The sequence below is a fragment of the Paraburkholderia sp. PREW-6R genome, from assembly GCF_039621805.1.
GTDB lineage: Bacteria > Pseudomonadota > Gammaproteobacteria > Burkholderiales > Burkholderiaceae > Paraburkholderia.
On record NZ_CP155073.1, the window covers coordinates 3008641 to 3030182 of the forward strand.

At 63.4% G+C, this 21542-nt stretch carries 19 protein-coding genes; 12 read left to right on the forward strand and 7 right to left on the reverse strand.

The features are described 5' to 3' along the window. Positions 1 to 18: 18 nt before the first annotated feature. The 4 genes from AAGS40_RS13200 to AAGS40_RS13215 all read right to left on the reverse strand — a co-directional run bounded on the left by AAGS40_RS13200 (position 19) and on the right by AAGS40_RS13215 (position 4731). The gene (locus AAGS40_RS13200) at positions 19 to 615 is read right to left on the reverse strand and encodes an NAD(P)H-dependent oxidoreductase (protein WP_345811889.1); all 597 of its coding nucleotides are present in this window, start codon (positions 613 to 615) and stop codon (positions 19 to 21) included. Positions 616 to 768: 153 nt separating this feature from the next. Continuing rightward, entirely contained in the window at positions 769 to 2559 is a 1791-nt protein-coding gene (locus AAGS40_RS13205) for a PDZ domain-containing protein (RefSeq protein WP_345811890.1), read from the reverse strand. Positions 2560 to 2678: 119 nt separating this feature from the next. After that, positions 2679 to 3404, reverse strand: a complete 726-nt coding sequence (locus AAGS40_RS13210) for a DsbC family protein (RefSeq protein WP_345811891.1) — start codon at positions 3402 to 3404, stop codon at positions 2679 to 2681. A 154-nt stretch (positions 3405 to 3558) separates the two neighbouring features. Next, on the reverse strand, positions 3559 to 4731 hold the full coding sequence (locus tag AAGS40_RS13215) for a UbiH/UbiF family hydroxylase (protein ID WP_345811892.1): 1173 nt from the start codon (positions 4729 to 4731) through the stop codon (positions 3559 to 3561). A 261-nt stretch (positions 4732 to 4992) separates the two neighbouring features. Between AAGS40_RS13215 and ychF the strand changes: the two genes are divergently transcribed. The 7 genes from ychF to AAGS40_RS13250 all read left to right on the forward strand — a co-directional run bounded on the left by ychF (position 4993) and on the right by AAGS40_RS13250 (position 13870). Next, the gene (ychF, locus tag AAGS40_RS13220; RefSeq protein WP_345811893.1) at positions 4993 to 6087 is read left to right on the forward strand and encodes a redox-regulated ATPase YchF; all 1095 of its coding nucleotides are present in this window, start codon (positions 4993 to 4995) and stop codon (positions 6085 to 6087) included. Between the two features lie 234 nt (positions 6088 to 6321). Next, positions 6322 to 7647, forward strand: coding sequence for a sn-glycerol-3-phosphate ABC transporter substrate-binding protein UgpB (gene ugpB / locus AAGS40_RS13225; RefSeq protein ID WP_345811894.1), 1326 nt, complete (start codon positions 6322 to 6324; stop codon positions 7645 to 7647). A 42-nt stretch (positions 7648 to 7689) separates the two neighbouring features. Continuing rightward, positions 7690 to 8574 (forward strand): sn-glycerol-3-phosphate ABC transporter permease UgpA, encoded by an 885-nt coding sequence (gene ugpA, locus AAGS40_RS13230; protein WP_345811895.1) that lies wholly within the window; start codon positions 7690 to 7692, stop codon positions 8572 to 8574. After that, positions 8571 to 9416, forward strand: a complete 846-nt coding sequence (gene ugpE / locus AAGS40_RS13235) for a sn-glycerol-3-phosphate ABC transporter permease UgpE (protein WP_345811896.1) — start codon at positions 8571 to 8573, stop codon at positions 9414 to 9416. The genes ugpA and ugpE overlap by 4 nt, the downstream gene beginning before the upstream one ends. Positions 9417 to 9494: 78 nt before the next feature. Further along, positions 9495 to 10583 carry a sn-glycerol-3-phosphate import ATP-binding protein UgpC gene (locus AAGS40_RS13240; protein ID WP_345811897.1) on the forward strand — a complete coding sequence of 363 codons (1089 nt, stop codon included), beginning with the start codon at positions 9495 to 9497 and terminating at the stop codon, positions 10581 to 10583. A 234-nt stretch (positions 10584 to 10817) separates the two neighbouring features. Continuing rightward, positions 10818 to 12482: an energy-dependent translational throttle protein EttA gene (gene ettA / locus AAGS40_RS13245; protein WP_345811898.1), complete on the forward strand. Its 1665-nt coding sequence runs from the start codon at positions 10818 to 10820 to the stop codon at positions 12480 to 12482. 260 nt (positions 12483 to 12742) lie between these two features. Then, on the forward strand, positions 12743 to 13870 hold the full coding sequence (locus AAGS40_RS13250; RefSeq protein WP_345811899.1) for a DUF748 domain-containing protein: 1128 nt from the start codon (positions 12743 to 12745) through the stop codon (positions 13868 to 13870). A 30-nt stretch (positions 13871 to 13900) separates the two neighbouring features. Here AAGS40_RS13250 and AAGS40_RS13255 read toward each other — a convergent pair whose 3' ends face one another. Genes AAGS40_RS13255 through AAGS40_RS13265 form a run of 3 tightly spaced genes read right to left on the reverse strand, consistent with a single transcriptional unit; the run spans position 13901 to position 16652 of the window. Then, on the reverse strand, positions 13901 to 14524 hold the full coding sequence (locus AAGS40_RS13255) for an HAD family phosphatase (protein ID WP_345811901.1): 624 nt from the start codon (positions 14522 to 14524) through the stop codon (positions 13901 to 13903). 39 nt (positions 14525 to 14563) lie between these two features. After that, positions 14564 to 16378 carry an aminopeptidase P family protein gene (locus AAGS40_RS13260; RefSeq protein ID WP_345811903.1) on the reverse strand — a complete coding sequence of 605 codons (1815 nt, stop codon included), beginning with the start codon at positions 16376 to 16378 and terminating at the stop codon, positions 14564 to 14566. A 19-nt stretch (positions 16379 to 16397) separates the two neighbouring features. Beyond that, positions 16398 to 16652, reverse strand: a complete 255-nt coding sequence (locus tag AAGS40_RS13265) for a hypothetical protein (protein WP_345811904.1) — start codon at positions 16650 to 16652, stop codon at positions 16398 to 16400. Between the two features lie 201 nt (positions 16653 to 16853). Between AAGS40_RS13265 and AAGS40_RS13270 the strand changes: the two genes are divergently transcribed. The 5 genes from AAGS40_RS13270 to grxD all read left to right on the forward strand — a co-directional run bounded on the left by AAGS40_RS13270 (position 16854) and on the right by grxD (position 21504). Continuing rightward, positions 16854 to 17564: a response regulator transcription factor gene (locus AAGS40_RS13270; RefSeq protein ID WP_345811905.1), complete on the forward strand. Its 711-nt coding sequence runs from the start codon at positions 16854 to 16856 to the stop codon at positions 17562 to 17564. Between the two features lie 63 nt (positions 17565 to 17627). Then, on the forward strand, positions 17628 to 18914 hold the full coding sequence (gene hemA, locus AAGS40_RS13275) for a glutamyl-tRNA reductase (protein WP_345811906.1): 1287 nt from the start codon (positions 17628 to 17630) through the stop codon (positions 18912 to 18914). Between the two features lie 123 nt (positions 18915 to 19037). Beyond that, on the forward strand, positions 19038 to 20120 hold the full coding sequence (gene prfA, locus AAGS40_RS13280) for a peptide chain release factor 1 (RefSeq protein ID WP_345811908.1): 1083 nt from the start codon (positions 19038 to 19040) through the stop codon (positions 20118 to 20120). 136 nt (positions 20121 to 20256) lie between these two features. Then, entirely contained in the window at positions 20257 to 21072 is an 816-nt protein-coding gene (gene prmC, locus AAGS40_RS13285; RefSeq protein WP_345814401.1) for a peptide chain release factor N(5)-glutamine methyltransferase, read from the forward strand. 120 nt (positions 21073 to 21192) lie between these two features. Continuing rightward, positions 21193 to 21504: a Grx4 family monothiol glutaredoxin gene (gene grxD / locus AAGS40_RS13290; RefSeq protein WP_345811910.1), complete on the forward strand. Its 312-nt coding sequence runs from the start codon at positions 21193 to 21195 to the stop codon at positions 21502 to 21504. The last annotated feature ends 38 nt before the right edge of the window (positions 21505 to 21542 follow it).

Genomic DNA, 21542 nt, shown 5'->3' on the forward strand with positions numbered 1-21542 from the left:
GAAGCACGCAAAGTGCGCTTATACCGCAGCGATCGCTTCGCGAGCCGCGGCCAGCGCTGCGCCCGCAGCGTCCGGGCCCATGTTCAAACCTTCGGCATAGATGAACGTCACGTCGGTCATCCCGAGAAAACCGAGGAAGCTGGTCAGATACGGTGTCTGGCTGTCGTTCGGGGTGCCGAGGTACTTGCCGCCGCGTGCCGACACGACGTAGACCTTCTTGCCTTTGACAAGACCTTCCGGACCGTTCGCCGTGTACTGGAACGTAATGCCAGCGCGAGCGATGAAGTCGAAGTACGTTTTCAGTTGCGACGAAATACCGAAGTTGTACATCGGCGCGCCGATCACGACGATGTCGGCGGCTTGCAACTCGGCGATCAGCGCTTCGCTGCGCGCGGCGATCGCGGACTGTTGCGGCGTGCGCTGGTCAGCCGGCGTGAAGAACGCGCCGAGAACGGCGTCGTCCAGATGCGGCAACGGCTCAGCTTGCAAATTGCGGACGACGACTTGCGCGCCCGGATTCGATTGTTGCAGTTTTGCGGTCAGCTCGTTGAGGAGCAGCGTCGAGTTCGCACCTTGTGAGCGGGCTGCCGAGTTGATTTGCAGGATCGTGGTCATGGTTGACTCCAGTAGGGGCGCGCAGTGTTGCGCAAGTGGAGCCATTGTGATTTTTTACCGACTGACGAAAAAGCCATCCAGCGGCGACGGATCGTTGCACAGGTAGAACAGTCCGCCGCCCGGACTCGTCAATCGGTCATGGCCCAATGACGGTCAGTTCGTCAGCCAGCGGTCCCGCGCCTTGCGCGACGCCGGCCGCTTGTCGGTCACCGCGAGCTTGTAGCGGGACACCTCGGGACCGTCCAGCCTGACTTCGGTGGCGCGCAATTCGTCGCGGCGGAACGCGTGCACTTCTACTTTCGCGCCCGGCAAGTAGCGCGACAACAGGCCGTCGAGATTCGCGCCGGTGACGCGCAGGCCGTCAATCGCGATCAGTACGTCGCCCGCCGACAGACCGGCCTTCTGTGCAGCGCTGCCCTCGTGCACCGCCGCCAGCGTGCAGTCCGCGCCGCCGCGCACGCGCGCACCGAGCGACGGCTTGCCGCTCTTGTCGACCTCCGGCGTGAGCGTGATGCCGAACGGCGCCAGCAGGGACTCGAGCGGCAGATCGCGCGTGCCATGCACAGCTTCGGCGAACAGTTCGCTCAGGTTCGCGCCGGTCGCTTCCACGAAGATCGCCTCGATCTCGCTTTCACTGACACCGACCGGCTTGCCACGATAGAAGTCGCGGCCAAAGCGCTGCCACAGCAGGCGCATCACGTCATCGAGCGATCTGCGGTTGCCGGTCTGCGCGCGGATCGTCAGATCGAAGGCGAGCGCGACGAGCGAGCCCTTCGTGTAATAGCTGACGATCGCGTTCGGCGCGTTTTCGTCCTGGCGATAGTATTTGACCCACGCGTCGAACGAGCTTTCGGCGACGGTCTGCTTCAGCCGCCCACTGCCCCGCTGTACGCCGCCGATCACCTTGCCGAGCAACCCGAAATACTCGTCCTGCGAAATCAGGCCGGTGCGCACGAGCATCAGGTCGTCGTAGTACGACGTGAAGCCCTCGAACAGCCACAGCAGCGACGTGTAGTTTTCGACGCTGAGATCGTACGGTGCGAACACCGCCGGCTTGATCCGCTTCACGTTCCAGGTGTGAAAGTACTCATGGCTGCACAGTCCGAGATACGTGCGGTAGCCTTCCGACATTGCGTCGCGGCCCTCCACGGGCAGATCGCCGCGATTGCAGATGAGCGCGGTCGACGCGCGGTGTTCGAGTCCGCCGTAACCGTCGGTGACGGCTTGCGTCATGAACACGTAGCGATCCATTGGCGCTTTCTTCGTTTTCGGCTCGAACATCGCGATCTGCGCTTCGCAAATGCGCTTCAGGTCGGCGGACAGGCGCGCCATGTCGAGACCGATCACGCGCCCGGCGATCACGACGTCATGCGGCACGCCATGCGCCTTGAACGTGGCAAGCGCAAATTCACCCAGCGTCACGGGATGATCGATCAACTCGTCATAGTTCTGCGCGCGATATTCGCCGAAGCCGTAGCGCTTCGTGCCGCGTGCTTCCGGCAGCGCCGTGGCGACGCGCCAGTTGCGATACGCCGCGCCTGCCGGCTTCTGGATGTCCACCACGCACTGCGCTTCCTCGTGACCGAGCGGCGAAAGAAACACGCTGGTGCCGTTGAAAAAGCCGGTGGTGTCGTCCAGATGCGCGGCGCGCACCGACAGGTCCCACGCGTACACCTCGTAGCGCAGCGTCAGCGCGCCTTTCACCGGCGCGGCCTGCCAGGTGTGCTTGTCGGTCTTTTCCACACGGACCTTGCGGCCCGCGTCGTTGAACGCGCGCAGCGTGACGATGTTGCGCGCGAATTCGCGCACCATGTAGCTGCCCGGAATCCACACCGGCAGCATGAAACGCTGACCGGCCGGATCAGGATCAGCGACGGTGACGGTGATTTCGAACAGGTGGGCGGCGGGTTGTCTGGGAACGATGGTGTAGCGGATTGGCTTCATCGGCGGCGATCAGGAGTTTGAGGCGAATGATGCAAGGCGAAGTGATGCGCACCGGATGCGGAGTCTGATGCGCAAGGAGGCGCATGCCGCGCCTCCTTTGACCGTAGTTCTGCGCGTGCTCAATGCACCGAGGACATTTCCTTGTCGAGCCGGTCGGCGGGCACGGCGCCGGGCAGGCGGCGGCCGTCGGCGAGGAACACGGTCGGCGTGCCGTCCACGTTCATTGCGTGGCCGAGCGCCAGGTTCTTGTCGATCGCGGCCGTGTCGCACGTGCCGGCGGCCGTGGGCGCCTGATGGTCCTGCATCCACGATTCCCATGCTTTCGCGCGGTCCGTCGAGCACCAGATCGACCGGGACTTGGCAGTCGAGTCCGGCGAGAGCACCGGATAGAGGAACGTGTACACCGTCACGTTATCGAGCGACTTGAGCGAAGTTTCGAGTTGCTTGCAGTACGGGCAGTTCGGGTCGGAAAACACGGCGATCTTGCGCGAGCCGTTGCCTTTCACGACCTTCACCGCGTTGCCGAACGGCAGGCTGGCGAAGTCGATACGGTTGGTTTCGGACAGGCGCGCCTCGGTCAGATTTTTCCGCGTTTTGGCGTCCACCATATCGCCGAGCAGCAGGTAATCGCCGTTCGCGTCGCTATAGACAATCTGGGTGCCGAGATTCACCTCGTAAAGACCCGGAATCGGCGACTTGCTGATGCTCTTGATGTTCACGTCAGCGAGGCGCGATTGCAGCGTGGCTTTGAGCTTGTCGGTGGTCTGGTCGGCCTGGGCGGAGCAGCCCAGCGTGACGGCGGCAATGGCAAGCGCGGCGGCGGCCATGCGGAAGGTTTTTTTCATGCTGAATTCCTGGGTTCAATCGCGCACGTGTCGCGATTCTTACGTTTCCCGGCGTTTCCAGCCGGGCGCGATTCTGGAACGCAGCGGCAGACTGGGAGCGGGTCGATCCGGTCATGATACCCGTCTCACCGGCCGGATATGGTCGGTGCTGCGTTTACCCGAGCGCCGCCGACACCAGCCAGCGCTTGATGAACGGCTGCGCGCCGACCAAAGCCATCCCCGTATTGCGCACGATGCGCGCAAGCGGACCCGGCACGGAGAACAGTTTATGCAGGCCGTCGGTCGCGACCATCAGCGCGCGAATGTCTTCGCGACGCGAGCGCTCGTAACGGCGCAATAGCACCATGTCGCCGAGATCGCGGAACGACTCCTTGCTGGCGACCGTCTCGGCGAGCGCCGCCACGTCGCGCAAACCGAGATTCATGCCCTGGCCCGCCAGCGGATGAATCAGATGCGCCGCATCGCCGACCAGCGCCACGCGCGGTGCGACCAGCCGGTCGACGGTCTGGAGCGCGAGCGGGAAGCCCTGTGCGGGCGTCACGCAGTCGAGCGCGCCGAACTGGCCGCCCGTCACGCGCTCCACTTCGGCGGCGAGCTGCTCGGGATCGAGCGCGATCAGCTCCTCGGCATGCGCGGTGCGCGCCGACCAGACGAGCGACACGTGCCCGTCCGGCATAGGCAGGAGCGCAATGATCTCGCCCTCTCTGAACCACTGGTAGGCTGTTTCGCTGTGCGGCCGCTCAGCCTTGAAATTGGCGACCACGCCGATTTGTTTATAGTCGCGTCGGTCCATTTTCGAGCCGATCTGCGCCCGCACCCACGAGTGCGCACCGTCCGCGCCGACCACCAGATCGGCGTCCAGCACGTGGCCGTTGGCAAGCCCGACGCTTGCGCTCTCCGCAGTGAAGTCGAGCGCCTGCGCACGCGTGTCGATCCATGCGAGATTCGGCTGGAAACGCAGCGCGGCGTCGAGCGCCTTTTCGATCACGGAGGACTCCACGATCCACGCCAGTTGCGGCACCGAGGCCTGAAACGCGGAGAAGTGCAACTCCGCGTGCGCATCGCCATAGACCCGCATGTCGTAGACGGGACCGAGTCGCGACAGATCCAGCGCCTGCCACACCCGCAAGCGCTCGAGCAGCGCCTGTGAGCTGGACGACAACGCATAGACCCGCGAGTCGAAGCTCGCTCCGGCGGGCAGCGGCGCGCAGAGTTGCGCAAGCAGCGCGACGCGCAGGCCGCCCTGCGTCAACGCGAGCGCCGCGGTCTTGCCGACGAGCCCGCCGCCGATCACGGCGACATCAAAGGTCTGGTGGTGTGCGTTCATGCGCGCATTATAGCCGTGGGGGTTGCAGGGGACGGATCGACGCGCAAGTTCGCCCGAACGCACATCGAGCAGCCGATCCGAACGGGTTACAATTGCGCTTTCCGTGACAAAACTCGTCCAGAATCGCCGCGGCCTTGCCCCGATTCGGTGTCGTGTCCCGCTCCGCTGCGTTTCCTCCGCCACGCCACTGCGACGGCTTTTCGAATCCCGCACACAGCGTCGAGCGCATCACGCAACTTATTGAATCACTGAAGGATTCCCATGAGCCTCAAATGCGGCATCGTCGGCCTGCCTAACGTCGGCAAGTCCACTCTGTTCAATGCGCTGACCAAGGCGGGCATTGCCGCCGAGAACTATCCGTTCTGCACGATCGAGCCGAACGTCGGCATTGTCGAGGTGCCGGATGCGCGTTTGAAAGCGCTCGCCGAAATCGTCAAGCCGGAGCGCATCCTGCCGGCCGTCGTGGAATTCGTCGACATCGCCGGTCTCGTGGCCGGTGCGAGCAAAGGCGAAGGCCTCGGCAACCAGTTCCTCGCGAACATCCGCGAAACGGACGCAATCACGCACGTCGTGCGCTGCTTCGAAGATGAAAATGTGATTCACGTCGCGAACAAGGTCGATCCGCTGTCGGACATCGAAGTGATCAACACCGAACTCGCGCTGGCCGACCTCTCCACCGTCGAAAAGGCGCTGGCGCGCTATTCGAAAGCCGCGAAGTCCGGCAACGACAAGGAAGCGGTCAAGAACGCCGCCGTGCTGGAAAAGGTTCGTGCGCAGCTCGACCAGGCCAAACCGGTCCGCGCGCTGGATCTGTCGGATGAAGAAATGGCCACGCTCAAGCCGTTCTGCCTGATCACCGCCAAGCCGACCATGTACGTGGCGAACGTCAAGGAAGACGGTTTCGAGAACAACCCGCATCTGGACGCGGTCGCGAAGTTCGCGGCAGCCGAAAACGCACCGGTGGTAGCCGTGTGCGCCGCGATCGAAGCAGAAATCGCCGACCTCGACGAAGCCGACATGGAAGTATTCCTCGCCGATATGGGCATGGAAGAGCCTGGCTTGAACCGCGTAATCCGCGCCGGCTTCAAACTGCTCGGCCTGCAAACCTACTTCACGGCCGGCGTGAAGGAAGTGCGCGCGTGGACCATTCATATCGGCGACACGGCGCCGCAAGCCGCGGGCGCGATCCACACGGATTTCGAGCGCGGCTTCATTCGCGCGCAGACGATCGCGTACAACGACTACATCACGTACAAGGGTGAGCAAGGCGCGAAGGAAGCCGGCAAGATGCGCGCGGAAGGCAAGGAATACGTGGTGCATGACGGCGACGTGATGAACTTCCTGTTCAACGTCTGACGGCCGGCGCGTTCAGCGCGCTTCTCACCTCCGTGCTGTATCCGAAAGCCCGCTTCCTGAAGCGGGCTTTTGCTTTCGTGGCTGCGGCGCCGCCGGAATACCGATCGTTTCCGTTTCATGACAGCAATGTTAAATTGCGGCTTCCAGCGCCGGCCAGACGTCGCCGGACTGTCATCGAACACAAATAGAATCGCGCGATTCGCCATTGCGCCCGTTCCGAAGGAGACACACTCGATGAGTCGCACGCCGCTGTTCCGCTCGCTTTCCGTGGCCGCCGTCCTGAGCGTCGGCCTCTGTCAGGCCGCTCACGCCGCCACTGAAATCCAGTTCTGGCATGGCATGGAAGCCGCGCTCGGCGAACGTCTGAACGACATCGCCAACGCGTTCAACGCGTCGCAAACCGACTACAGGATCGTGCCGGTCTTCAAAGGCACGTACGACCAGACGCTCGCGGCCGGCATCGCCGCCTATCGCAGCGGCAACGCACCCGCCATTCTGCAGGTCTACGAAGTCGGCACCGCCACGATGATCCAGGCCAGAAAGGCCGTAATTCCGGTGTCCGACGTATTCCGGCAGGCTGGCGTCCCGCTCGACGTGAAAGCCTTCGTACCGACCATCGCGGGCTATTACAGCGACGCTAAAACCGGCGGCCTGGTCTCCATGCCGTTCAACAGCTCGACGCCCGTGCTCTACTACAACAAGGACGCGTTCAAAAAGGCCGGCCTCGATCCGAACCAGCCGCCGAAGACGTGGGCCGAATTGCAGGCCGACGCGCAGAAGCTGAAAGCGTCGGGCATGGCGTGCGGTTACTCGTCCGGCTGGCAAAGCTGGATCCAGCTTGAAAACTACAGCGCGTGGCACGGTGTGCCATTCGCGACCAGAAACAACGGCTTCGACGGCGCCGACGCGCAACTCGAGTTCAACAAGCCGCTCCAGGTCGCGCACATCCAGTTCCTGCAGAACATGGAAAAGGAAGGCACGTTCACGTATGTCGGCCGCAAGGACGAACCCGTGTCCAAGTTCTACAGCGGTGATTGCGGGATCATCACCAATTCCTCCGGCTCGCTTGCAACGATCAAGAAATACGCGAAGTTCAACTTCGGCACCGGCATGATGCCGTACGACGCCAGCGTGAAGGGCGCGCCGCAGAATGCGATCATCGGCGGCGCGAGTTTGTGGGTGCTGGCGGGCAAAGACCCGGCCGTGTACAAGGGCGTCGCGAAGTTCCTCGCGTATCTGTCGTCGGCGCCGGTCGCCGCCAAATGGCATCAGGACACCGGCTATCTGCCCGTCACCACGGCCGCCTATCAGCTGACGCAGCAACAGGGCTTCTACGACAAGAATCCCGGCAGCGACACCGCCATCAAACAGATGCTCAACAAGCCGCCCCTGCCGTTCACGAAGGGACTGCGTCTGGGCAACATGCCGCAGATCCGCACCATCATCGACGAAGAACTCGAACAGGTCTGGGCACAAAAGAAGACGCCGCAGGAAGCGCTTGATTCGTCCGTCTCGCGTGGCAATGAACTGCTGCGCCGCTTCGAGAAAGCGGGTAGTTGATGCATTGACACGGGGTCACCGCCCCACCCTGGGAACATTCCGATGGAAAAGCGCTCCAGCTTTGGCACGAGCCTGCTGCCTTATCTGCTCGTCGCGCCGCAACTCGCGATCACCGTGCTGTTCTTTCTGTGGCCGGCCGGCGAGGCGCTGTGGCAAGCGACGCAAAGCCAGGACGCGTTCGGCACGTCGAGCGAGTTCGTGGGCTTTGCCAACTTCAGACAGCTTTTCGCCGATCCGCTCTACCTCTCGTCGTTCAACACGACGCTGGTCTTCTGCGCGCTCGTCACGGTGTCGGGGCTCGCGATCTCGCTGTTGCTCGCCGTATGCGCCGATCGCGTGACGCGCGGCGCTAAAACGTATCAGACGTTGCTGATCTGGCCATATGCCGTCGCGCCGGCGATTGCCGCCGTGCTGTGGTCGTTCCTGTTCAATCCGAGCATTGGCCTCGTCACGTATGCGCTCGCAAAGTACGGGATCGTCTGGAATCACGCGCTGAATGCAGGCCAGGCGATGTTTCTGGTGGTGCTGGCTTCGGTATGGAAACAGGTCAGCTACAACTTTCTGTTCTTTTACGCGGGGCTGCAGGCGATTCCGCGTTCGCTGATCGAAGCTGCCGCGATCGACGGCGCAGGACCGGTGCGGCGCTTCTTTGGTATCGCATTGCCGCTGCTGTCGCCGGTCAGTTTCTTCCTGCTGGTGATCAACATCACGTACGCGTTCTTCGACACCTTCCCCGTGATCGACGCCGCCACCGGCGGCGGCCCCGCGCAATCCACCCGCACGCTGATCTACAAGATTTTCGCCGAGGGCTTTCAGGGACTGGATATCGGCAGTTCGGGCGCGCAATCCGTGGTGCTGATGCTGATCGTCGTCGCGCTGACGGTCGTGCAGTTCCGCTTCATCGAACGCCGGGTTCAATACTCATGATCGAGAACCGCCGCGGTTTCGACCTTTTCTGCCACGCGGTGCTGATCGCCGGCGTCGTGCTGGTGGTATTCCCCGTGTACGTCGCGTTCTGCGCGGCCACGATGAGCGAGCACGAAGTGTTCAGCGTGCCGCTCTCGCTCGTGCCCGGCACGCATCTGTTCGACAACATCGCGACAGTCTGGTCCAAGGGCAGCGGCAACGCGGCGGCGCCGTTTGGCCGCATGCTGCTGAACAGTCTCGTGATGGCGCTGGTGATTTCGATCGGCAAGATCGCAGTGTCGATGATCTCCGCCTACGCGATCGTATTCTTCCGCTTCCCATTCCGAAATCTGTCGTTCTGGCTGATCTTCATCACGCTGATGCTGCCCGTCGAAGTGCGGATTTTCCCAACCGTGCAGGTCGTCTCGTCGATGCATCTGAGCAATACCTATAGCGGACTGACGTTGCCGCTGATCGCGTCGGCGACGGCCACCTTCCTGTTCCGCCAGTTTTTCATGACGCTGCCCGACGAGCTGATGGAAGCGGCGCGCATTGACGGCGCGGGCGCGCTGCGTTTCTTCTGGGACGTGGTGCTGCCGCTGTCGAAAACGAACATGGCGGCGCTCTTCGTGATCACGTTCATCTACGGCTGGAACCAGTACCTGTGGCCGATTCTGATCACGAGCCAGCAGTCGTTGACGACCGCCGTGGTCGGCATCAAAAGCATGATCGCATCGGGCGACACCGCAACCGAATGGCATCTGGTGATGACGGCCACGCTGCTCGCGATGCTGCCGCCGCTTGCCGTCGTGCTGACGATGCAGCGCTGGTTCGTCCGCGGCCTGGTGGATGCGGAGAAGTGACGTGCGGTCGGCGCAAATTCACCGTCAATCGAATAATGAACGCACCGAGCGGCAAGCAACGAAAAGGCTAAAAACAGCATGGCTGCATTGACCCTGCAACACGTTAAAAAAACCTACGACGGCAAACAGTTCGTGCTGCATGGGATCGACGTGGAGGTCGCCGATGGCGAGTTCGTCGTGATGGTCGGTCCATCGGGATGCGGCAAATCCACGTTGCTGCGCATGGTGGCCGGGCTGGAGCGCATTTCCGACGGCACGATTTCGATTGCCGGCAAAGTGGTCAACGAACTGGAGCCGAAAGACCGCAACATTGCGATGGTGTTTCAGAACTACGCGCTTTATCCCCATATGAGCGTCGCGGAGAACATGGGCTACGCGCTGAAGATCGCGGGTGTCGAGCGGGCGCAGATCGCGAAGCGCGTCGAGGCTGCCGCGCAGATTCTGGAACTCGAAACCTTGCTGCAACGCAAGCCTCGTGAGCTGTCGGGCGGACAGCGGCAACGCGTGGCAATGGGCCGCGCGATCGTCCGCGAGCCCGCGGTGTTTCTTTTCGACGAACCGCTGTCGAATCTCGACGCGCGTCTGCGGGTGCAGATGCGGCTGGAAATCCAGCGACTGCATGCGCGCCTTGCCACAACGAGCCTTTACGTCACGCACGACCAGATCGAAGCAATGACGCTGGCGCAACGCGTGATCGTGATGAACAAAGGTCGCGCGGAACAGATCGGCGCGCCGACCGACGTGTACGAGCGGCCGGCCACGGTGTTCGTCGCGAGCTTCATTGGCTCGCCGGGCATGAATCTTCTGGAGGGGCGCCTATCGGACGACGGCGCGACCTTCGATATCGCCGGCAACGGTCCGAAGTTGCCGCTGGCCGGCGTGGACGCCATCGGCCGCGAAGTCGCGAAAGGACGCGAGTGGACCCTGGGCATTCGTCCGGAACACATGAGCGCTGGCGAGGCGAACGCCGCGCACGCCACGCTGACGGTGGACTCCTGCGAACTGCTCGGCGCGGATAATCTCGCGCACGGGCGTTGGGGCAAACACGATGTCACCGTGCGCTTGCCGCACACGCACCGTCCCGCCGCCGGCGACGCGCTGCAGGTGGCGCTGCCCGCGCAGCACCTGCATTTTTTCGATCCGGCGAGTGGGCGGCGGGAGAACTGACAAAGGCGCAACCGGCGGGACGCCGATCGTCCCGGCCCCTGCCGTCCCACCCTCGTCGCGAAGTACAATGCCATCTGAACACCCCGCCCGCGCGTAGAGCATCGTTGATACGACGCCACGCCGGCCGGCGCCGGGCTTTCGCCCGGCCTCAGCATCCCTGGCAAAGCATACCCATCCACCCACGACCGCCCGCCCTGAATCGCCGCCGGCGTCGTCAACGTCAATTGCAAGCAAATGGCCCAATACGTCTTTACCATGAACCGGGTCGGCAAGATCGTGCCGCCCAAGCGTCAAATCCTCAAAGACATCTCGCTGTCGTTCTTTCCCGGCGCGAAGATCGGCCTGCTCGGCCTGAACGGCTCGGGCAAATCGACGCTGATCCGCATCATGGCCGGCGTGGACAAGGACATTGAAGGCGAAGCCACGCCAATGCCGAACCTGAACATCGGCTATCTGCCGCAGGAGCCGCAGCTCGACCCGAACAAGACCGTGCGTGAAGCCGTCGAAGAAGGTCTCGGCGACGTCTTCAACGCGCAAAAGAAGCTCGACGAAATCTACGCGGCCTATGCCGAACCGGACGCGGACTTCGACGCGCTCGCAGCCGAGCAGGCGAAATACGAGGCGATTCTCGCCACGACGGACGGCAGCGCGGAACAGCAGATCGAAATCGCCGCCGACGCGCTGCGCCTTCCCGCGTGGGACGCGAAGATCGAGCACCTGTCCGGTGGCGAAAAGCGGCGCGTCGCGCTGTGCAAACTGCTGCTCGAAAAGCCGGACATGCTGTTGCTCGACGAGCCGACCAACCACCTGGACGCGGAATCGGTCGACTGGCTCGAACAGTTCCTCACGCGCTTTCCGGGCACGGTCGTCGCCGTGACCCATGATCGCTACTTCCTCGATAACGCCGCCGAGTGGATTCTCGAACTCGACCGTGGTCACGGCATTCCGTGGAAGGGCAATTACAGCAGCTGGCTCGACCAGAAGGAAGAGCGCCTGAAGCAGGAAGAGTCGTCGGAATCGGCGCGTCAGAAGGCGATCAAGAAAGAACTCGAATGGGTGCGCCAGAACCCGAAGGGCCGTCAAGCGAAGTCGAAGGCGCGTATTGCCCGCTTCGAGGAACTGAACAGCCAGGAATACCAGAAGCGCAACGAAACGCAGGAAATCTTCATCCCGGTCGGCGACCGTCTCGGCAATGAAGTGATCGAGTTCAAGAACGTCAGCAAATCGTACGGCGACCGTTTGCTGCTCGATAACGTCAGCTTCAAGATTCCGGCGGGTGCGATCGTCGGCATCATCGGCCCGAACGGCGCGGGTAAATCCACGCTGTTCCGGATGCTGACCGGCCGCGAACAGCCGGACTCGGGCGAAATCGTGCAAGGTCCGACCGTCAGGCTTGCTTACGTGGACCAGAGCCGCGATGCGCTGGACGGCTCGAAAACCGTGTTCGAGGAAATTTCCGGCGGTGCGGACGTGCTGACGGTCGGCAAATACGAAACGCCGTCGCGGGCGTACATTGGCCGCTTCAATTTCAAGGGCGGCGATCAGCAGAAGATCGTCGGCAATCTGTCGGGTGGTGAGCGCGGCCGTCTGCATCTGGCCAAAACGCTGATTGCAGGCGGCAACGTGCTGCTGCTCGACGAACCGTCGAACGATCTGGACGTCGAAACGCTGCGCGCGCTCGAAGACGCACTGCTCGAATTCGCGGGCTCGGTGCTGGTGATCTCGCACGATCGCTGGTTCCTCGACCGGATTGCCACGCACATTCTGGCGTTCGAAGGCGATTCGCAAGTCACGTTCTTCGACGGCAACTATCAGGAATACGAAGCCGACAAGCGCGCTCGTCTGGGCGAAGAAGCGGCGCGTCCGAAGCGTCTGCGCTACAAGCCGATCGCGCGCTAGAAGAAGATGGGCGGGAAGCGGACCCGCTGGCCGACAGGTTCGCCGTCTGTCCGAACCGCGCGGCGCTCGAGCCGCGCGGCGGCCGGCGCCGCGGCTTGAACGCCGGCGCCATGTTGCCGATGCGCGTCGAAACAGGGGCTGCGTGAGCGCCAGGCCACATGCATCGCGGGGCTGGTGTGGTAAATAAAATGGGGCGCCCGTCGGTTATCAAAGCCCGGTGCAGCCACAGCGCGCACCGTGCAGTCACGAGGAGATAAAACATGGCGATGTCGAAGGGCAAACGCTGGCTGGTGGTGTCGGGCGGCGTGCTGCTGGTGCTCGTCGCTATCGCGCTCGCCGGTTTGCTGTACGCGCAGCACCTCGTGAAAGAGCGTGTGATCTCCACACTGGGCCCGCTGGGCAGCGCCGAAAGCATCCATGTCGGCTTGACCTCGGTCCATCTCACCAACGTGTTGCTGAAGGCGCCGCCCGGCTGGCCGGCCGGCGTCCCGCTCAGAGCCGACGAGATCACGATCACACCCGACATCGGCGATCTGATTGCGCATCGAACACATATCCGCAGCGTGATCGTGCGCGGTTTCGACATGGCCGTCCTGCGTAGCAAGGACGGCACGGTCCGCCTGCTGCCGAATCTGCGGCAGTCCGTGAACAGCACCGACGAGCAGGCGAGCGGCACGGCCGCGCCCGCCCCCACGCCGCGCGAGAAACAGGTCGATCACGTCAGCTTCGAACACGGTAATTTCCATTTCTACGACATGACGGTCGGGCCGCCGGCGTTCACCGTCACGGTCAGCGACGCCAACGCGGCCGTCGACAATCTGCACCTGCCCGCGCTCGAGCAGCCGACGTCGCTCGCGCTCACCGGGTCGATCAAAGGCCCGGCGCACACCGGGACAGTAGAGTTCAGCGGCTGGATCAAGATCGCCAACAAGGATTCGCACACTACGAGCAAGCTGCGCGGCATCGACGTCGCGATGCTCGATCCTTACCTGCTGAAAAAAGCGGGCGCCGAGGCGCAAGTTACCGGCGGCACGGTGGACCTGACGGTGACGTCCACCGTCACCAACTACCAGTTACACGCGCCCGGCACGGTCACGGTCCACAACCTGCAACTTGCGGACAAAGGCGGCCCGCTGAACACCTTCATGGCGATCCCCACGCGAGTCGCCATCGACGCGCTCAAGTCGCACAACGGCGACATTACGTTGAACTTCGTGCTGGACGGCAATCTGCGCGATCCCAGGTTCTCGGTGCAGGAAGGGTTGCTCAAACGCCTCGGCGCGGGCCTCGCGAAATCGCTGGGCGTGAGCGTGGAGGGTATGGCGAAGGGCGCGGGCGATACGGTGAAAGGCCTCGGCAACGCGTTGAAGAATCTGCTCGGGCAGTAGCAGCAACGCGGGTACGCCCGCGCCACGCACCTAGACGGGCAAGCCTAGCGCCCGCAACCTGGCTTGCGTCTGCGTGGCGCTGGTGTGATGCACGCCATGCCAGCCGAGCGCCGTTGCGGCCTCGGCGTTCTTCAGGTTGTCGTCGATGAAGACGAGTTCGTCAGCGCGGATGCCCGGCAGTTGCGCGTCGATGCGCTGACGCATTTCAGCGAAAATGGCCGGATCGGGCTTGACCAGCTTCACCCGCCCCGACACGACGATGTCGCGAAAGCGATGGAGCACCGGATAGTGCTCCCACGCATACGGGAAGGTCTCCGCCGACCAGTTGGTCAGGCCGAAAAGCGGCACGCCGGCCGCTTCGAGCTTCTCCATCAGCGCAACGCCTTCTTCCAGCACACCGGCCACCATTTCGTGCCAACGCTCGTAGAAGGCGCGGATCAAAGGCTCGTGGTCCGGAAATGCTGCGATCAATTCGTCGGTGGCCTCGACAATCGGCTGGCCACCGTCTTGCCGGATCACCCAGTCCATCGAGCAGACGTGCGTCAGAAACCAGCGGCGCTCGCTTTCGTCGGGAATCAGTTTGCGATAGAGATACTCCGGGTTCCAGTCGATCAGTACGCCGCCGAAATCGAACACCACTGCCTTGATGGCCATGCACGCTCCGTTTGTGCCGGGTTTTCCGCGTCGTTGCGCTCAGATGGGTTGGGTACGCAGTTCGAGCCACGCGAGCGCGTCGCCCGACACGTGCGGCGACAAACGCGTACGCACCGTCTCGTGATAGGCGTTCAGCCATGCGCGCTCGTCGTCGCGCAGAAGCGACAGGTCGAGACAGCGCGTGTCGATCGGACAGAGCGTGAGCGTTTCGAACTTGAGGAAATCGCCGAATTCGGTTTTTTCGGCCGGCACGTTCAGCACCAGATTTTCGATTCGCACGCCCCACTTGCCCGGCCGGTAAATGCCCGGCTCGACCGACGTGATCATGCCTTCTTCCATCGCGGTAAACGGCTCGGCCGGCGCGTAGTGTGAAATCACCTGCGGGCCTTCATGCACGTTCAGGAAATAGCCGACGCCGTGGCCGGTGCCGTGACCGTAGTCGGCGCCGGCTTCCCAGATCGGCGCGCGGGCGATGGCGTCGAGCATCGGCGAACGGATGCCGCGCGGGAACTGCGCACGCGAGAGCGCCATCGTGCCTTTGAGCACGATCGTGAAATCGCGCCGCTGCTCGTTGCTGATCGTGCCGACCGGGACGACGCGCGTGATGTCCGTCGTGCCGCTCAGGTACTGGGCGCCCGAATCGATCAGCAACAGGCCATTGCCCTCGATGACCGAGTGGGACTCCCGCGTGGCCCGGTAATGCGGCATCGCCCCGTTCGCGTTGTAGCCGGCGATCGTCGCAAAGCTCAGCGACACGAATCCTGGACGGCGCGCGCGGGCGGCCGTCAGGCGTTCGTCGACCGTGAGTTCGGTGATTGTTTCGCGGCCCAGCGCGCTTTCGAACCATGCAAAAAATTCGGCGAGCGCCGCGCCGTCCTGCTCCATGGTCGCGCGCACGTGCGCGGCTTCGGCCTCGGTCTTGCGCGACTTGAAGAAGGTCGACGGATTGACCGCCTCGATCACCTTCACCGCCGAGGGCACCGATTGCAGCGAGCCGAACGTGATGCGGCGCGGGTCGATCAGCAGCGTGCTGTTCGTGGGCAGCGCGGCCAGCGCTTCGGCGGCCTTCGCGTAGGGTTCGACGGAGATGCCGTCGCGCGCCAGTGCTTCGGCGAGCGCCTGTGGCACCTTGCCGTCGGCGATGAAGAGCGACGCGCGATCCACGCCGATCAGCGCGTGCGCGACGAACACCGGGTTATAGCTGACGTCGGCGCCACGCAGGTTCAGCAGCCACGCGAGATCGTCAAGCGTTGAAATGAAATGCCACTGCGCGCCCTTCTCCGCCATCGCGCGACGGATCTGCGCAAGCTTGTCCGAGCGGGCGACGCTCGCATGCGGCGCGGCGTGCTCGAAAATCGCGTCGGCCGGCAGCGACGGGCGCTGCGACCAGATCGCATCGAACAGATCGACGTCGGTGCGCAGCTTCACGTTGTGCGCGGCAAGCGCCTGGCTCAGTGCGCGTGCAGCCGCGACGCCGAGCACCGCACCGTCCACGCCGACCGTGCCGCCGACCGGCACGTTGCGCGCGAGCCACTCGAAGTGCGGCGCCGTTTGCTGGCCGCCGGTCATTTTCATCAGCTGAACGCCGCTGCCCGCGAGTTGCGCGTTTGCCTGTTCCCAGTAGCGGCTGTCGGTCCAGACGCCGGCGAAATCCGGTGTGACGACCAGCGTGCCGGCGGAGCCGGTGAAACCCGACAGCCATTGCCGCCCCTGCCAGCGGCCCGGCAGATATTCGGATAGATGCGGGTCCGCGGACGGCACCAGATAGGCGGCGACGCCTTCACGCGCCATCGCGCTGCGCAGGGTGGCAAGGCGTTCGGGAATGGAAGAGGTTTCGGGAAGTCGGGCATTCATCGGAGTCACCTGCAATTATTCATCGACGGGAAAGCAAGCCGACCGTCACGGCAACGGCAATTAACGCGATGGCGGTGCATACCGGCCATTCGAGCAGACCGCCGTCATGAAAGAGTCCGATCACATTTCCGGCCATACGCGCGACGGCCGCCCCGAGCAGGCCGGCCAGCAATGCGACCCACCAGCGGGCGCGGCTCGCTCGCCGCAAAGGATGGAACCACCAGCCCGCGAGTCCAATCACTGCGCCCAGCACCACGATTCCGGGCCACCCCATTAGCAGCCAGTCTCGCGCGGTTTAGGATTCGTCTCATGGGCGCAAGGGACCAGGACAGCTAGCATTTTTGTCTCATTAACTATAGAAGTCGGCACGGCGCTTTCCGCATAGCGGTTGAGTTTAGGGGTCGGGATGACGTTAGGCAAGCTGTAAGCCTCACGAAAACGCCTGGTTGCGGGCATCGCCGGCTGAACACGAGACATGCGAATCGCCCTGATCGAGCCGGACCTGAAATACGCGAAGCTGGTATCGAGGCTCGTGTTTGCCGGCGGTCACATGTGTCAGCACTTCGGCGCGAGCGCGTCGTTTCTCGAACGGGCGCCGGACGAGTTCTTCGATCTGCTCATCACCGAGAGCTGGGCTGGCGACCATCCCGCTGAAGACGTGATTCCACGCGCCCGCGCCATTCTGCCCGGCTTGCCGGTGATCGTGCTGATGTCGGAACCGCGCGAAAGCGAAATCGTCGCCGCGCTGAACGCCGGCGCGGACGATTGCGTCACCAAACCGGTTCGTGGGCCCGAAATGCTCGCCCGGGTCGACGCGCTGTTGCGCCGTACGGGACTGCGGCGGCCGCTGAACCGCCGGCGCGACGTCATTGCCGGCTATTCGTTCGACACCGCGAATTTTTCGGTCACATTTCGCGAGCAGACGGTCGCCCTCACACCTAAAGAGTTCCGTTTTGCGTTGCTGCTGTTCAGCAATCTGTCGCGGCCCGTGTCCCGGGCGTATATTCTCGAAACGGTCTGGTCACGGCGCCGCGACGTCAGATCGCGTACAGTGGACACGCACGCGTCCCGGGTGCGCAGCAAACTGGAATTGCGGGCCGAGCGTGGCTTCTGCCTGACGCCGCTGTATGGTTACGGCTACCAGCTCGACGCGATCCCCGCAGAGGCGGTGACAGAGACCGGTTGACGCGGCGGCGATGTAAGAATCGTGAAAACGCTATAATAATGGGCTGAACCACCGCTTCCCCACATGCAGCTTCTAACGATCGGAATCAATCACCACACTGCGCCTGTCGCCTTGCGCGAACGCGTGGCGTTTCCGCTCGAACAGATCAAGCCCGCGCTGGACACGTTCAAGAACGTCTGGCTGGGTCACACGGCGCGCACTGCGCCGGAAGCAGCCATTCTCTCCACTTGCAACCGCACTGAACTTTACTGCGCGACCGACGACCAGGCTGCGCGGGAAGCCGCCATTCAGTGGCTGTCGAAATACCACAATCTGCCGGTCGAAGAACTCGCGCCACATGTGTACGCGCTGCCCCAATCCGAAGCGGTGCGCCACGCGTTCCGCGTCGCGTCGGGTCTCGATTCCATGGTGCTCGGCGAGACGCAGATTGTCGGACAGATGAAGGATGCGGTACGCACCGCGTCTGAAGCCGGCGCGCTCGGCACGTATCTGAACCAGTTGTTCCAGCGCACGTTCGCCGTCGCGAAAGAGGTACGCAGCACCACGGAAATCGGCGCGCAGTCGGTTTCCATGGCCGCGGCCGCCGTGCGCCTCGCGCAGCGGATCTTCGACAAGGTCTCGAACCAGCGCGTGCTGTTCATCGGCGCGGGGGAAATGATCGAATTGTGCGCCACGCACTTTGCTGCGCAGCAGCCGCGCGAGCTCGTCGTCGCCAACCGCACGGCAGAGCGCGGCACGCGGCTCGCCGAACGCTTCAACGGGCGTGCCATTCCGTTGTCTGAACTGCCCTCGCGCATGCATGAATTCGACATCGTCGTGTCGTGCACGGCGTCCACGCTGCCCATCATCGGGCTGGGCGCGGTCGAGCGGGCTGTGAAGGCGCGTCGTCACCGGCCCATTTTCATGGTCGACCTGGCCGTGCCGCGCGATATCGAACCCGAAGTGGGCCAGCTCGAAGACGTGTTTCTGTACACCGTCGACGACCTCGGCGCGATCGTCCGCGAAGGGAATGCATCGCGCCAGGCCGCAGTGGCGCAGGCCGAAGCGATCATCGAAACGCGCGTGCAGAATTTCATGCAATGGCTGGACGCGCGCAGCATCGTGCCGGTGATCCGCCACATGCATACGCAGGCCGACGTGCTTCGTCGTGCCGAAGTCGAACGCGCGCAGAAAATGCTCGCTCGCGGCGACGATCCTGCCGCCGTGCTCGAAGCACTGTCGCAAGCGCTCACCAACAAACTGATCCACGGTCCCACGCATGCGCTGAACCGCGCGAGCAGCGAGAACCGCGATACGCTCATCGAATTGATGAGCGGCTTCTACAAACACTCCGGTTCCTCGGAGCGTTAGCGGCGCAGCCACTGCCGAGCGTCCGCGCCATGACCCGCGAGTGGCCCGCGACGTGCTTCTGACAGGGCATCCGCCCACTCCCCTAAGTCGCCCTTGCCGGAGCCCTGCTCCGATACCCGTCCGATGAAAACGAGCATGCAACGCAAGCTCGACCAGCTCACCACCCGGCTGGCCGAACTAAACGACCTGTTGAGCCGCGAGGACGTCACCTCGAATCTCGACCAATACCGCAAGCTCACCCGCGAGCACGCCGAGCTTGGTCCGGTGGTCGAACATTACGGCCTGTGGCGCCAGGCAATGAACGACGCGGAAACCGCGCAGGAATTGCTGACCGACGCGTCGATGCGCGACTTTGCCGAAGACGAAATCCGCGCGGCCCGCGAGCGCATGGAAACGCTGGGCAGCGAATTGCAGAAAATGCTGCTGCCGAAAGACCCGAACGACGACCGCAACATCTTTCTGGAAATTCGCGCCGGAACGGGCGGGGACGAATCGGCGCTGTTCGCGGGAGACCTGCTGCGCATGTACCTGCGTTTTGCGGAACGCAACCGGTGGCAAGTGGAAATGATGTCGGCGAGCGAGTCGGATCTGGGCGGCTACAAGGAAGTGATCGTGCGGATTGCCGGCGAAGCCGCGTATTCAAAGCTGAAGTTCGAATCGGGCGGCCATCGCGTGCAGCGCGTGCCGGCCACGGAAACCCAGGGGCGCATCCATACGTCGGCGTGTACGGTTGCCGTGATGCCCGAAGCGGACGAGATCGGTGAGGTCGAGATCAATCCGGCCGATCTGCGCATCGACACGTTTCGCGCATCCGGTGCGGGCGGCCAGCACATCAACAAAACGGACTCAGCCGTTCGCGTTACGCACTTGCCGACGGGGATCGTCGTCGAATGTCAGGACGACCGGTCGCAGCACAAGAACAAGGATCGCGCGCTGAAGGTGCTGGCCGCGCGGATCAAGGACAAGCAGTCGCACGAGCAGCAGGCGAAAGAGGCCGCGACGCGCAAGAGCCTGATCGGCTCGGGCGACCGCTCCGAGCGCATCCGTACCTATAACTTTCCGCAGGGGCGTCTCACGGATCACCGGATCAATCTCACGCTCTATCGTCTCGACGCGATCATGGACGGCGATCTGGACGAACTGATCGCGGCGCTCGTCAGTGAGCATCAGGCGGAATTGCTGGCCTCGCTGGGCGACGCGGATTGATTCGCCGATGACTTCCGTAACAACGCCAACGCCGACGCCCACACCGGAGGCGACACCAACGCCGGCTCCAGCACCACCGCCGGCCACCCCGCGTTCACCGCAGCCCGCGCCTGCTTCGCTTACGCCGGCTGAATTGATGCGCGCGTCGCCACTGCCGCCGCTCGAAGCGAGAATTCTGTTGGCGCACATACTCGGCTGGCGACATACGCAACTGATCACCCGCAGCGACGAGACGCTGGAAACCACAGCGGTGCAACGGTATCGAGCGTTGGAAGCAAGGCGCGTAGCGGGCGAGCCGGTGGCGCAGCTCGTCGGGCAGCGGGAGTTTTTCGGACTTGAATTTGAAGTGACATCCGACGTGCTGATCCCTCGTCCGGAAACCGAACTGCTGGTGGACGCCGCGCTGACAGCGATAGACCCACTGGCGCACCCGCGCGTGCTCGACCTTGGCACCGGCACCGGCGCGATTGCCGTGGCGATCGCTTTCACGCGACCCGACGCGCAGGTGTGGGCGCTCGACCGCTCGGCGCAAGCGCTGGCGGTGGCCACCCGCAACGCCGCCCGGCTGCTGGATGCAAAGCGGCGCGGCGGCGCGCTTACGCTGCTCCAAAGCGACTGGTACGCGTCGCTCGACGCGAGCCTGCGCTTTGACGTGATCGTCAGCAATCCGCCGTATATCGCGAGTGGCGATCCGCATCTCACTGAAGGCGATCTGCGCTTCGAGCCGCGCGGCGCGCTAACCGACGAAGCCGACGGCTTGAGCGCGATTCGCACGATTATTGCCGGCGCGCCGGGCCTTCTCGCCCCCCAAGGCGTGCTGTGGATCGAACATGGTTACGACCAGGCGCAAGCGGTGCGCACATTGCTTTCGGCGGGCGGCTTTTCAGAAGTACGGTCCGAGCGCGATCTCGCCGGGATCGAACGAATGAGCGGTGGCCGCCTCGCGGGCTAGGCGTCGATTCGCGTCACGTCCATCCTGCGGGTAGGGTCAATGCCGCGCCCGGCCGGCCGTCCTGAAATCCGCTATCATTTCAGCCTATTCCCTACACATCACGGAACCGCAAGGTCAGTCATGGATACGCAACAACGCATCAAGCAAATCGTCGACGAGAACAATGTCGTCCTCTTCATGAAGGGCACCGCCCAGTTCCCGATGTGCGGCTTTTCGGGTCGCGCTATCCAGATCCTGAAGGCGTGCGGCGTCGGCGAAATCAAGACCGTCAACGTGCTCGAAGACGACGAAGTCCGCCAGGGCATCAAGCAGTTCTCGAACTGGCCGACCATTCCGCAGCTCTACGTGGGCGGCGAATTCATCGGCGGCTCCGACATCATGATGGAAATGTACGAGTCGGGCGAACTGCAGCAGCTGTTTGCCGCGGCCTGACCGGTCGCAGTCGACCGTTCGATCCGACACGGCGCCGC